Origin of the sequence: Bradyrhizobium sp. URHD0069 (assembly GCF_000701345.1) — a bacterium.
Classification (GTDB): Bacteria; Pseudomonadota; Alphaproteobacteria; order Rhizobiales; family Xanthobacteraceae; genus Bradyrhizobium.
Genome location: NZ_JNIJ01000008.1, coordinates 233,772 through 246,746, shown reverse-complemented (window position 1 = coordinate 246,746; position 12,975 = coordinate 233,772). Strand labels below are relative to the sequence as shown.

General features: G+C 62.5%; 12 protein-coding genes and 1 pseudogene. 10 read left to right on the top strand and 3 right to left on the bottom strand.

Going from position 1 to position 12,975, the window contains the following annotated elements; translation table 11 throughout:
* Positions 1-681 precede the first annotated feature (681 nt).
* The 5 genes and pseudogenes from N554_RS0102960 (at position 682) to N554_RS35310 (ending at position 5,362) form a co-directional block, all read left to right on the top strand.
* Positions 682-1,416, top strand: a complete 735-nt coding sequence (locus N554_RS0102960) for a TetR/AcrR family transcriptional regulator (protein WP_029582113.1) — start codon at positions 682-684, stop codon at positions 1,414-1,416.
* Positions 1,413-2,201, top strand: a complete 789-nt coding sequence (locus tag N554_RS0102955) for an HlyD family secretion protein (protein WP_029582112.1) — start codon at positions 1,413-1,415, stop codon at positions 2,199-2,201. The genes N554_RS0102960 and N554_RS0102955 overlap by 4 nt, the downstream gene beginning before the upstream one ends.
* Complete coding sequence (locus N554_RS0102950; protein ID WP_029582111.1) at positions 2,198-3,142, top strand: ABC transporter ATP-binding protein; 945 nt, start codon at positions 2,198-2,200, stop codon at positions 3,140-3,142. Before N554_RS0102955 ends, N554_RS0102950 begins: the two co-directional genes overlap by 4 nt.
* Positions 3,143-3,144: 2 nt before the next feature.
* Positions 3,145-4,305, top strand: coding sequence for an ABC transporter permease (locus tag N554_RS0102945; RefSeq protein WP_156041750.1), 1,161 nt, complete (start codon positions 3,145-3,147; stop codon positions 4,303-4,305).
* Between the two features lie 146 nt (positions 4,306-4,451).
* A pseudogene (locus N554_RS35310) lies at positions 4,452-5,362 on the top strand (PhzF family phenazine biosynthesis protein).
* Between the two features lie 18 nt (positions 5,363-5,380).
* Here the strand turns inward: N554_RS35310 and N554_RS0102935 are convergent.
* The 3 genes from N554_RS0102935 to N554_RS0102925 all read right to left on the bottom strand — a co-directional run bounded on the left by N554_RS0102935 (position 5,381) and on the right by N554_RS0102925 (position 7,082).
* Positions 5,381-5,671, bottom strand: coding sequence for a hypothetical protein (locus tag N554_RS0102935; protein ID WP_029582109.1), 291 nt, complete (start codon positions 5,669-5,671; stop codon positions 5,381-5,383).
* Between the two features lie 113 nt (positions 5,672-5,784).
* Positions 5,785-6,246 carry a DUF488 domain-containing protein gene (locus N554_RS0102930; protein WP_029582108.1) on the bottom strand — a complete coding sequence of 154 codons (462 nt, stop codon included), beginning with the start codon at positions 6,244-6,246 and terminating at the stop codon, positions 5,785-5,787.
* A gap of 11 nt (positions 6,247-6,257) precedes the next feature.
* Positions 6,258-7,082, bottom strand: a complete 825-nt coding sequence (locus N554_RS0102925) for a DUF72 domain-containing protein (protein WP_036052220.1) — start codon at positions 7,080-7,082, stop codon at positions 6,258-6,260.
* Positions 7,083-7,263: 181 nt separating this feature from the next.
* Between N554_RS0102925 and N554_RS0102920 the strand changes: the two genes are divergently transcribed.
* The 5 genes from N554_RS0102920 to N554_RS0102900 all read left to right on the top strand — a co-directional run bounded on the left by N554_RS0102920 (position 7,264) and on the right by N554_RS0102900 (position 12,878).
* Positions 7,264-7,458 carry a hypothetical protein gene (locus N554_RS0102920; protein WP_029582106.1) on the top strand — a complete coding sequence of 65 codons (195 nt, stop codon included), beginning with the start codon at positions 7,264-7,266 and terminating at the stop codon, positions 7,456-7,458.
* Positions 7,459-7,705: 247 nt separating this feature from the next.
* Positions 7,706-8,839, top strand: a complete 1,134-nt coding sequence (locus tag N554_RS0102915) for a glycosyltransferase family 2 protein (protein ID WP_029582105.1) — start codon at positions 7,706-7,708, stop codon at positions 8,837-8,839.
* A gap of 7 nt (positions 8,840-8,846) precedes the next feature.
* Positions 8,847-10,352, top strand: coding sequence for a glycosyltransferase family 39 protein (locus N554_RS0102910; protein ID WP_029582104.1), 1,506 nt, complete (start codon positions 8,847-8,849; stop codon positions 10,350-10,352).
* A gap of 243 nt (positions 10,353-10,595) precedes the next feature.
* Positions 10,596-11,321 carry a DUF899 family protein gene (locus tag N554_RS0102905; RefSeq protein WP_051677272.1) on the top strand — a complete coding sequence of 242 codons (726 nt, stop codon included), beginning with the start codon at positions 10,596-10,598 and terminating at the stop codon, positions 11,319-11,321.
* A gap of 390 nt (positions 11,322-11,711) precedes the next feature.
* On the top strand, positions 11,712-12,878 hold the full coding sequence (locus N554_RS0102900; RefSeq protein ID WP_081851080.1) for a DUF2778 domain-containing protein: 1,167 nt from the start codon (positions 11,712-11,714) through the stop codon (positions 12,876-12,878).
* Positions 12,879-12,975: the final 97 nt, after the last annotated feature.

Genomic DNA, 12,975 nt, shown 5'->3' with positions numbered 1-12,975 from the left:
GACGGTGACAAGACGAATTCGTCGCCGGGGAGAGCACGATATAAGCCGTTAAAACCATTGCGTGCGGGAATGCCGGGTGTTCCGGTGACCTGCGGTGACTACCGTGTGCTTACTACCATTGCACACGGGCTGCGGGTGCACCGTGCACCCGGCATTCCCCACGCCCTCTGTTGGGCGAAAGATTTTTGCATCAACTCGGGCGCCTCGCGCCGCGGGATCGCGGACTCGTATCGCGACCCTCCCACCCGTCATCGTCCGCCACCGGGTCGGCGCATAGCGCCGCCCGATGACAGGCTCCAGCGGACGATCCAGTATTCCAGAGACATTGGTGATGGAACCGAAAAGCCGCGGCGTACTGGATACCCCGCATGCGCGGGGTATGACGACTCTTGACGTCATTGCGAGGAGCGAAGCGACGAAGCAATCCATTCTTTCTTTTCAGCGAAATGGATTGCTTCGCGGAGCCTGTCGTCGGGCTCGCCGAAGGCGAGACCCGGTGGCTCGCAATGACGTGCAAAACCGATGGGGTCCGGGCTGCTGTGAAAATCGCATCAGAGAAAATGCGCCGGCTCGTCCGGCTCGCCGATCGCTCTTCCGGCCATCCCCCAGACAGCTAAATGCGACAACTGGCCCGCTCAGGCTGCGATTGACAATGACTGACTGGTCAGTCATATTAGATTGATGTCAAGCTCGCGGTCAAGATCCAGGCCCTCAGTGGTGTCGAAATCGGCCAATCGCCGGCGCGGGGAGAAGGCTGCCTCACTCAAGGCGTCAAAACCGGCATCGTCGAAAGCGTCCTCGCCCAAGCCGCCCTCCAATCGCGCGGCGCGCGCGGCGGAACGGCGCGAGGCCATCATCGAGGCGGCGCTGGATGAATTCATTGCGCGCGGCTTTGCCGCGACGCGGCTCGATGATGTGGCGAAACGCGCCGGCGTCGCCAAGGGCACGATTTATCTGCACTTCACGGACAAGGAGGCGCTGTTCCAGGAACTGATACGCACGGCGCTCGTTCCGCTGATCGGTCGGCTGGCCGCGCCGCCGCCAGCCGGCGGATCGGTTCGATCGGCGCTTGAGCGATTTGCCCAGACATTCGCGCAGGAGGTGGTGACGACGCGCCGCGGCGATATCGTCCGCCTGATCGTAGCCGAAGGCCCAAGGTTTCCGAGCGTCGCCGACTTTTACTATCGCGAAGTGGTTTCGCGCGGCATGGACGGAATGCGGGCGCTGATCGAGCTCGGCATCAAACGCGGCGAAATCAAGAGCGAAGCCCTGACGCACTTTCCGCAGATCGTGGTGGCGCCGGCGATCGTCGCGGTGATCTGGCAGGGCCTGTTTAACCGGCATGCGCCGCTCGACGTGGCCGAGATGCTTCGCGTCCACCTCGATCTGATCTTTGGCGAACGGAGGACGGCATGACTTCGTCGCGAAAGGCATTGCGAATACTGGCGGCGCTGGCGCTGACGGCAGCGCTCGCCGGCTGCGACGAGCGCAGGGATCCCGGTTACCAGGGCTGGGTCGAAGCCGACATGATCTTCGTCAGCCCGGATGAACCCGGACGCGTGACCAAACTCAATGTTCGCGAGGGCGAGGAGGTGAGGCCCGGCGCGCCGCTGTATTCCGTGGACGATGATCTGCAGCAGGCCGACCTCAACCAGAACAAAGCAACGCTTGCCAACGCGCAGCAGACCTATGAGCGTGCCGCGTCACTGAGCAAGACCGGCTCCGGCACGCAGGCCAATCTCGACGCGGCGGTCTCGGCGCTGCGGGTCGCGGAGGCGCGGATAAACACCTCGCAGACGCGGCTGGCGCGGCGGACCGGGTTCGCGCCTGTCAGCGGCACCATTCAGCAGATTTATTTCCGCGAGGGCGAGATGGTTCCGGCGCAGCGGCCGGTGCTGTCGATCATGCCCCCCGGCAACATGAAGGTGCGGTTTTACGTGCCGGAGCCGGATTTGCCGAAGCTTGCGATCGGCGACGAGGTCCGCGTCGTCTGCGACAATTGCGCCGCCGATCTCAACGCGAAAATCTACTTCATCGCGACGTCGGCCGAATACACCCCGCCGGTGATCTACAGCCTCGATGAGCGCAACAAGCTCGTGTACTTGATTCAGGCGCGGCCCTCCAGGCCCGATGCTTTGCGTGTCGGCCAGCCGATCAGCGTGTTCCTCAACCCCAAGACGCCGGTGGCAGACAAGCGATGACCGCGGCGCCGGCCTCAGCTTCCGGCGTCGCGATCGACGTCAAGGGCCTTACCAAGTCGTTTGGCGGGCGCGAGGTGGTGCATGACCTGTCGATGCAGGTGAAGCGCGGCACCATCTACGGCTTCCTCGGCCCCAACGGTTCCGGCAAGACCACCACCATCCGCATGCTCTGCGGATTGCTGACGCCCGACAGCGGCGAGGGGACGTGTCTGGGCTACGACATTCGCCGCGATGCCGACAAGATCAAGCGCCGGGTCGGCTACATGACGCAGCGGTTTAGTCTCTATCAGGACTTGTCGGTGCGCGAAAATCTGGAGTTCGTCGCAAGGCTCTATGGCACGCGCGATGCACGGGGCGCTGCGCGCGAAATGATCAAGCGGCTGGGCTTAAGCGGCCGCGAGGAGCAGCTCGCCGGCGAACTCTCCGGCGGCTGGAAGCAGCGCCTTGCGCTCGGCGCCTGCACCTTGCCCAACCCGAAACTATTATTGCTCGACGAGCCGACCGCCGGCGTCGACCCGAAAGCGCGGCGGGATTTCTGGAACGAGATCCACGCGCTGGCGGCGGAAGGGCTAACGGTATTGGTCTCCACCCATTACATGGACGAGGCCGAACGCTGCCACGAGATCGCCTATATCGCCTACGGACACTTGCTGGCGCACGGCACCGTGGACGATGTGATCGCGAAATCGGCACTGTCGACCTACACGGTCACCGGCGACAACCTCAATGAGCTCGCCGCCGAGCTCACCGGCAAGCCGGGCGTCGACATGGTGGCGCCATTCGGCACCAGCCTGCATGTGTCCGGCCGCGACAGGGAAGCGCTCGAGGCTTCCATTGCGCCTTATCGCGATCGTCCCGGATTGCATTGGCAACACAGCGAGCCGTCGCTGGAAGATGTATTCATCGAACTGATGACCCGCTCGAAGGATAATTTCCAGTGAGCATGGTCAGCGCCCCCGACCAACGCCGCGACACCAGGGAACCGAGGTTCGGCTTCTGGCGGCGCAGTTATGCGATGGTAGTAAAGGAATTCATCCAGCTGCGGCGCGACCGCGTGTCGTTCGCGATGATCGTGATGATCCCGGTCATGCAGCTGTTGCTGTTCGGCTTTGCCATCAACACCACGCCGCGCAATCTGCCGACCGCGGTGCTGTTGCAGGAGGATAGCGACCTCGGGCGGTCGATCCTGAAGGCGCTGGAAAACACCGCCTATTTCCGCTTCACCCGGGAAGTGCATGATGTCGCGGAGTTCGACAATCTGTTGCAATCGGGCAAGGTGCTGTTCGGCGTGGAAATTCCGCGCGGCTTCGAACGCGCGGTGCGGCGCGGCGATCGTCCGGCGCTGCTGGTCGCAGCCGATGCGACCGATCCGGTGGCGGCAGGCTCCGCGCTCTCCACGCTCGGCGTCGTGGTGCAGACCGCGCTGGAGCACGACCTGCGCACCGGCGATCCGCCGTCACTGCCGTTCGAGATCCGCGCCCATGCGCGCTACAACCCGGCGGCGTCGTCGCGGCTCAATATCGTGCCCGGCCTGGTCGGCACCATCCTGACCATGACCATGCTTATCTTCACAGCTCTTTCGGTGACGCGCGAGATCGAGCGCGGCACCATGGAGAGTCTGCTGTCGATGCCGATCAAGCCGGTCGAGGTGATGTTCGGCAAGATCCTTCCTTACGTGCTGGTCGGTTTCATCCAGGCTACGCTGATCATCGGCATCGGCGTGCTGCTGTTCGGAGTGCCGGTGCGCGGCAGCCTGATGATGCTGGCGCTGCTGTCGACGCTGTTCATCACCACCAATCTTTCGATCGGCTACACCTTCTCGACCATCGTGCAGAACCAGCTGCAGGCGATGCAACTGTCCATGATGTTCTTTCTGCCGAGCATTCTGCTGTCCGGCTTCATGTTCCCGTTCGCGGGCATGCCGGTATGGGCGCAATATCTCGGCGAAGGCCTGCCGCTGACGCATTACGTGCGGATCGTCCGTGCCATCATGCTGAAGGGTGCGACGATGGAGAATATTCAATACGATGCCATTGCGCTTGTTGTGTTGATGCTGCTGGCGATGACCATCGCCGTGACGCGATTCCGCCGCACGCTCGATTGATGCAGCATGCCTACTGTTCATTTCCGGGACGGGAGCGAGCCTCGGATGACAGGGTGGCGGCTCAGATAGAAATTTCGTATGGCTCGCGCGCACTTGACCAACCGGTCCGCGCCATGTCTGGCTGATCGAACCATTGGAGACATCGGATGCAGCGGCGCTATATCACCGCGGACGTCTTTACCGACCGCGCCTTCGGCGGCAATCCGCTGGCGGTGGTGCTGGACGCCGGCGGGCTCTCGACCGCGCAGATGCAGGCCATTGCCTCCGAATTCAATTATTCGGAGACCACCTTCGTACTAGCGCCGCGCGAAAGTGCGCATGACGCGCAGGTTCGGATTTTTACCGTGAACAGCGAGATACCGTTCGCGGGCCATCCCAATGTCGGAACCGCTTTCGTGCTGGCGACCCTGGCGGCCAAGCCGCCGGCGCGTTTCCTCTTCGAGGAGGGCGCGGACTTGTGCCGGTCGAAGTCCTACAAGAGCAGGGCAGGGTCACGGGCGCCGAACTTACGGCTCCACAAGCGCTTTCCAAGCTATCGCAGTTTCCGATCGAGCAGGCGGCGGCCAGCGCTTCGCTGTCATCTGCCGACATCAGAGCCGACCGGCATCCGCCGCAGATCGTCTCTGTGGGGTTGCCGTTTCTGGTGGCGGAATTAGCCTCACGCGACGCGCTGCGGCGGGCCAAGCCGGACGCCGCTGTGTTCGCCCGCACGTTTCCGTGCGACGGCGCCGATGCGCTCTACCTCCACACGCGCGATGTGGCGCCGGCCGAGTCGCCGTGCGACCTGCAGGCGCGGATGTTTCACCCGGGATCGAGCGGCCTTTCCGAAGACCCGGCAACCGGTAGCGCGACCGCGGCCACCGCAGCGCTGCTCGCCGATTTGGCGAGCGAACGGGATGGTGACATGAAGCTGCGTATCGGGCAGGGTGTCGATATGGGGCGGCCGAGCCTGTTGCTGACGCGCGTCCGCAAACAAAACGGCGTCATCGCCTCCGCCCATGTCGGCGGCCGCTGCGTGCAGATGATGGAAGGCACGTTTCGCCTCGCCGGAGACTGATCCAACGAGGCTCCGACGTCACTTCGGTTGCGGATTCGGATCCACGATCGATTTTGACGAACCATCGGGAGCGGCCTGCATGTTGGGCGGAGACTGTCCCTGCGGACTTCCCTCCGGCGTTCCGCCCGTGCCGGTGGTAATCGGTCCGGTCCAGCCTTGCGGCTGCAACTGTCCCTTGTTGTCGTCAGGCAATACGGTGCGCCCGGTGCTTTGCTCGGAATCGCCAGGCTTCTTGTCTTCGGCTTGGGTTTGAGCCATCGCGGCTAAGGCGCAGACGGCGAAACAGAACGTGACGAGGGCTAGACGCATGGCATCCTCCGCAGGCAGGGCGATACCTCAAATCGATAGCGTCGCGTTGGTTCCGCGAGCGTCCGGAAAAAGAAGGGATATCAACATTACTTGCGTGCGAATCTGAAAAAAGATCACGCCTGTGGCGCGACCAGATTTTCCACCTTCACTCCGTCGCGCGCTTCGATGATCTCGGCGATCCATTGCCGATGGCACTGCTGGTGATTGCGCTCGTAACAGAGAATGCACACCGGTCCGGACTTCTTGACCAGCGATGACAGCTCGTCGAGTTCTTCCCTCGCTTGCGGCGTCTTCAGATGCGCTGCATAGATCTTGTGTAACGCGTCGAACTTGCCACCGCGCGCGGCCTCGCGACCCTCTTTCGGCGTGCCCAGCCCGCGCAGATGCAAGTACGAAATGCCGCGCTCGTCCAACCCGGCCGCCAGCTGGTTCTTGGAGAAACCCGGGCGGCGCGAGGCCGCGACGGCGCGCACATCCACCAATAGCTTTACGCCGGCATTTTCCAATTCGTCGAGCACCTTCTTGGGCGGCGTCTGTTCGTAGCCGATGGTGAAGAGCTTTTTGGCTTTGGCCATTTGCTGTCCGCTTATGTCAGCCGTTCGATCAATTCCATCGCGCCTGCCGGCGCGCGCACCTTGCCCTCATGGATCACATAGGCGAACACATCGCGCGGGGCTTTCTTTGCATTTGCCGGATCGACGCGCGGCAAATCGTCCGGCTCGCCGCCACCGGCCCACAGTTGCAGCCGTCTGGCCCAGGCATCGAGTTGCTTCGGCGGATAGCAGGTCTTGATCTCGTCATTGCCCTTCTGCAGCCGCGCATAGACAAAATCGCCGGTGACATCAGCGATCGCGGGGTAGCTGCCGTGCTCGGCGAACACGACAGGCGTTGCAAATTTCCGCAGCAGCGCCACGAAATCGGGCACGCAGAAACTGGCGTGGCGGACTTCGACTACGTGGCGCAGCGGCCGACCCTCGAGCTTGCGCGGCAGCAATTCGAGGAATGCACCGAAATCGGCTTCGTCGAATTTCTTGGTCGGCGCGAATTGCCAGAGCACCGGACCTAAGCGGTCGCCGAGCTCCAGCACGCCGGAATCGTAAAACCGCTTCACGGAATCGCCGGCCTCCGCCAGCACCCGGCGGTTGGTGGCGAAGCGCGGCCCTTTTACCGAAAACACAAAACCGTCAGGCACCTCGCGCGCCCATTTGCGAAAGCTCTCCGGCTTCTGTGAGCCGTAATAGGTGCCGTTGATCTCGATCGAGGTCAGTTTCGACGCGGCGTATTCCAGCTCTTTCGCCTGCGTGAGCTTCTCCGGATAAAACACCCCGCGCCACGGCGCAAAGGTCCAGCCGCCGACGCCGATATAGATGTGGCCGGAGTTCTTCGAGGTGGTCTTCAGAGGCTTGGTCACGGGTTGATCTCGTCGCGAAGGTGGTAAATGCGTTTCGGGCCGAGCCTAATCAAATCAGTCGAGATTGGCCAGTTCGCTACCCGAAACGCTTCAATCTCTCACCTCACCTGTTGCAGGTCTATTCCTCCGATGCGAAACTTCCATGGTATCAACTCATCAGAGCGACCGGGGAATATCAAAAATGAACTCGGAAAAGGTGGGAGGCATTTTGGGTGCGATTGTCGCAGTATTGGTGCTGGCGATAGCGTTTGCCTATGGTCCAATCGGCCAAATGGGCAAGCCCCAAAAACAGAAGGAAAAGATCGAAGCGCCGGCGCAACCGGCTCCTGCGACGCCGCCGGTCAGGGGGCCGGTGGTGAGAGAGGTGCCCCAATAGATTGGCCCCGCGGCTGGCAACCCCCTTGCGAAACGCCTCGATCATCCCTATCTTGGTGTTAACGGCGACGTTGATGCTTCATAGCTCCGGCGCTGGGACGACCACTGAATAGCTCGGTTGCGCCGGATGTACGCGCGCCTGTTGTTCGTGGTCGTTGGCATTTTTGGGTCTGTTTTGGCCCGTTTCACGCGTCCCCCTGCAGAACTGCGCCTTGGCTTCCCCTGAGGCTGCGGATATACGCTGGCGCATGAATGAAGCCATCAGACCGTCCCCCGAAAGCCCGCCGCAGGCGGCTGTGACGCCTGAGCTTTCGGTCATCGTGCCCACCTTCAACGAGCGCGACAACGTTACTACGCTGTTTCGGCGGCTGGAGGCGACGCTCGCAGGGGTCGCCTGGGAAGTCATCTTCGTCGACGACAATTCCCCTGACGGCACCTGGGACGTGGTGCGGGCGCTGGCGCGGCAGGATTCCCGCGTCCGTTGCGTCCGACGCATCGGCCGGCGAGGGCTTTCCGGCGCCTGCATCGAGGGCATCCTGGCATCGAGTGCGCCGTGCGCCGCCGTGATCGATGCCGACCTGCAGCACGATGAGACGCAACTGCCCAGGATGCTGGCGCTGCTCGAAGCTGGTGAGGCCGATCTGGTTATCGGCAGCCGCTATGTCGAAGGCGGCAGCGCCGACAGCTTTAACAAGCAGCGGGCCGACGCCAGCGCGCTCGCCACTGAACTGGCCCAGCGCGTGCTGCGGGTCAAGGTCGCCGATCCCATGAGCGGCTTCTTCATGATCCGCAGGGATCGCTTCGAGCAACTGGCGCCGCAACTCTCCACTCAAGGCTTCAAGATCCTGCTCGATGTCGTCGCCACCGCGCGCGGCGAGCTACGCGTGAAGGAAATTCCCTACACCTTCGGCTCGCGACTGCATGGCGAGAGCAAGCTCGACTCCATGGTGGCATTGGATTTCCTCGGCCTGGTGCTGGCGAAGCTGACCAACGACACGGTGTCGCTGCGCTTCCTGCTGTTTGCGCTGGTCGGATCGACCGGTCTGTTCGTCCATCTCGCCGCGCTGTTCGTCGCGCTCGAACTGTTCAATGTGCCGTTCCCGCACGCGCAAGCCTCCGGCGCGTTCCTGGCCATGACCAGCAATTTCATCCTGAACAATTTTCTCACCTATCGCGACCAGCGGCTGAAGGGTGTTGCGATCCTCCGCGGGCTGTTGTTGTTTTACCTGGTGTGCAGCGTTGGGCTGGTCGCCAATGTGGGCGTCGCGTTCTCGGTCTACGATCAGGAGCCGATCTGGTGGCTGGCCGGTGCCGCCGGCGCGCTGATGGGCGTGGTATGGAATTACGCGATGTCCGGACTGTTCGTCTGGCGCAAGCGATGAATGTTCCATGACTGCGGGCGATGTGCGGCTGGTCCGCAACACAGCGGTCACAATCCTGGCGCTGGTGGCGGTACGGCTGGTCGCCGCCGCATGGACGCCGCTGACGTTCGACGAAGCCTATTACTGGATGTGGTCGAAGCATCTTGCCGGTGGTTACTACGATCATCCGCCTGGCGTCGCCATCGTGATTCGTCTCGGCACCATGATTGCCGGCGATACGGAGTTGGGCGTACGGCTGGTGTCGATATTGCTGGCGCTGCCGATGAGTTGGGCGGTTTATCGCACCGCCACCATACTGTTTGGCGGGCCACGGGTGGGGGCGACCGCAACCATTCTCCTGAATGTCACCTTGATGGCGGCGGTCGGTACCCTGATCGTCACGCCGGATGCTCCGCTGCTGGTGGCCTCCAGCTTTATTTTGTTTTTTCTGGCGAAAGTTTTGGAAACCGGGCGGGGCGCGTGGTGGCTTGCGGTCGGCGCCGCGGTCGGCACGGCGTTACTGTCGAAATATACCGCGCTGTTTTTCGGCCCGGCGATCCTGATCTGGCTGGCAAGCGTTCCAAAATTGCGGCGCTGGCTGGTCTCGCCCTGGCCGTATCTCGGAAGCCTTGTAGCGCTGGCGATATTCTCGCCGGTCATCCTCTGGAATGCCGAACACCACTGGGTGTCCTTCATCAAGCAGATCGGCCGCGCTCGCATCGAAGATTTCCGTCTGGCGTTCATTGGCGAATTGATCCCGACCCAGATCGCGTTCGCAACGCCGTTAGTGTTCATCCTGGGCGCCATGGGACTTTACGCGCTAGTTAAGCGCAATGTCGGCGCATCGGACGCGCGCGCGCTGATCAATGCGACGTTCTGGACGATCGTCGTGTATTTCATCTGGCATTCGCTGCACGCGCGCGTCGAGGCGAATTGGTTTGCGCCGGTTTATCCGGCATTCGCGATTGCGGCCGCGGTTGCCGCCGATCTCACGCGATGGGACACGCGCCAGCAGCGGGTCGTCGATTTTTGCCTGCGCTGGGCCGCGCCAACAGGAATTTTGATGTTTGCGTTACTGATCGTGCAGGCCAACACCGGCGTGTTGTCAGCCTATCGTCGCGACCCTACCGTGCGCAGCGTCGGCGTCGGCTGGCGCGAGCTTGCCGGCGAGATCGAGGCGGTCCGTATGCGCGTCGGTGCCGCTTGCTTGCTGGCGCCGGATTACGGCACCACTGGCTGGCTCGCTTTCTACCTGCCCAAGGGCACCTGCGTGCTGCAGCAGAACCAGCGCATCCGCTGGATCAATATGCCCGAGCCGGATCCAGCGCTGCTTGCGGGCAAGCTGCTCTATGTTGACGAGGTGCGGCAGCCCGGTGGCCGGCCTAACCTGACGGAAATGTTTGGGCGGGTGGAAACGGTCGCTGAGCTCACGCGCAAGCGCGGCCCGCTTACGATCGAAACCTACGCGATCGATCTGCTCAAGGGGCCAAACGGCGACGTGCTCGATCGCTCCCCGCCGCCGGAACTGGAGTAGGGCGGCGAAGCGGCCATATACAGCGTCATCGCCCGGCTTGACCGAGCGACCCAGTACTCCAGAGGAGCTAGCGATGGAATCGAGAGGCCGCGGCGTACTGGATACCCCGCTTTCGCGGAGTATGACGGGTCAATTATAGGCGCGTTTAAAAATGTAGGCGCGTCGAAAAAATTTCAGCCTCGTGTCGGATCAAAGCCTGGCCGAACGTCTTTCACCGAAGACCCATCGAAAGCGAGGCAGGCTATGAGCAGTTCCCCCGTGAAATCCGCAACCAGTTCCACGTTGAAACCCGCCGCCGAGCTCGCGCGCGCAAGCAATGTTCGCTTTCCTAACGAGAGCGCCGAATATCGCCGCGCCCGCGAAGCGCTGCTGGCTGAAGAGATCGAACTTCGCCGTCACATCGAACGCGTCGCCGAACAGCGCCGCGCGCTGCCGCCCGGCGGCGAGGTCAAGAAGAATTATGCTTTCGTCGGCGAGAACGGGCTTGCGTCTTTCGCCGATCTGTTCGGCGACAAGCAGACGCTGGTGATCTACAGCTACATGTTCGGGCCGCAGCGCGAGCGGCCGTGCCCGATGTGCACGTCGTTACTCAGCGCGTGGGACGGCGAGGTGCCGGACATTCAGCAGCGCGTCGCGCTCGCGGTGGTGGCGCGGTCGCCGATCGAACGGCTTGTAGCCTTCAAGCGGGAGCGCGGCTGGCATTATCTGCCGTTGTTCTCGGACCTCTCGGGCGAATTCAGCCGCGATTATCATGCGCTGACCAAGGACGGCGGCGATGACGCTGCGTTCAACGTGTTCACGCGGCGGGACGGGAAAATCAGGCACTTCTGGGGCGGCGAGATGAATGGTGCGTCAGCCGATCCCGGACAGGACCCGCGCGGCGCGCCCGACCTGATGCCGCTCTGGACCATTCTGGATGTGACGCCGGAGGGGCGAGGCACGGACTGGTATCCGACGCTGAGTTACTGACGCCCTCTGAATGTTACTTCGTCGTTTGCGACGAACACTTGCGACGAAGCAATCCAGTGCTTGCTCGCTGTTGCTGGATTGCTTCGCCGAGCCGCTCATCGGGCGCACATTCGCGCGCGCCATTAACGCCGCCGCTGGACCGCAATCACGGCAGAGGAGGTTGATTTGAGTTCGGAACCGGCCCCGCGTTCGACGTGCCCAACATCCGCCCGCACTTAATCCGCATTTAACTAAAAGTCGCCTTAATGACGCTCCGCGCCTCTGCGAGATATTTTTCGGGGATTTCCGAAAAAACATCGCGCACAGGTCAGCGTTCGCAGATCTGCTGGAAAATTGCAGTCGAACGCGGCCTGAAAGGAACTAGGTGGAACCTGTCTAGATGCAAGGCGAATGAGTACCAGTATCAGTGCGTCCGGCAAATTTGCGTCACAACATCCCCGACGTTCATCCCGTAAAGCCTTTCCTAACCATGTTTTGGGAAGTGCCGCGGTCGCCTGCCTGGTGCTGGGCTGCGCCTGGAATCTGCATGCCCATGTTTTCGGCGCCAGCATCTATCCGACCATGGCCGGCGGAAACTTTGATGCCCCCGTAGTTCGGTCATCCGTCGTTGCAGCCGTAAAGCCGGCGCCGGTCACCACCAATGCTCTTGACGCACTTCCCGAACCGGCTCCCGTGATTTCGCCGCCGCTCACGGTCGCGTCGATGTCACCGCTCGACTTCAACGACCGCTTTGGCGCGGCATCACCGCAATCCGTCGAACCGCGGTCGCAACCCGAAGCGCCAAAATTCGCTTCATCGTCACCGCCCGTCGAAGGTCGAAAGCCGGCTGACGCGCCGAAACACGCTTCGCAGTCTGCGCCGGTCGAAGCGCCGAAGCCGAAACAGATCGCGCCGCAGCCGGCAGCTACCAAAGTTGCGTCACTCGCGCCGGCGACGGACCCTGCCGATGCCAAGCGGGCGAGGGACGCGGGCGCTTCCGTCAAGGACATGGCGCAGCGCGCCAAGGCGGCCATCATGTCGATCGCTTCCGGTGGGAAGCCCAACATGGTCGAAAAACTGTGGGGCAAGGAACCGTCGCACGGATCGTTGCTGTCATACGCCTCCGCCGATGTCAGCGTGACCGGCAGCCTGCCAAGGGAGCAGAACCCGATGCTCGGGGGATCGGCGCCTTACGATCGCTCTACCGCCGTCTACGACATTGCGGCGCGCAAGGTTTACCTGCCGGACGGCACCGTGCTGGAGGCGCATTCGGGACTCGGCGCCAAGCTCGATGACGTGCGTTTTGCGCATGTGCGGATGCAGGGCGTGACCCCGCCGCACATCTACGAGCTGTCACCGCGCGAGGCGCTGTTCCACGGCGTGCCGGCGCTGCGGCTCACTCCGATCGGCGGTGAGGACAAGATCTTCGGCCGCAGCGGCCTTCTCGCGCACACCTACATGCTCGGCCCGAACGGCGACTCCAACGGCTGCGTGTCGTTCAAGGACTACTACGCATTCCTGGACGCCTACCGCCATCAGGGGATCAAGCGGCTCGCGGTTGTGGCAAGGGTGGAGTGAGCGGGGCGGTCGTTGGTACTCGCGAACTTGTCCAAAACAAAAACCCCGGCATCGCTGCCGGGGTTTTGCATTCTTGATATCGCCTGAGAGGCGTGGA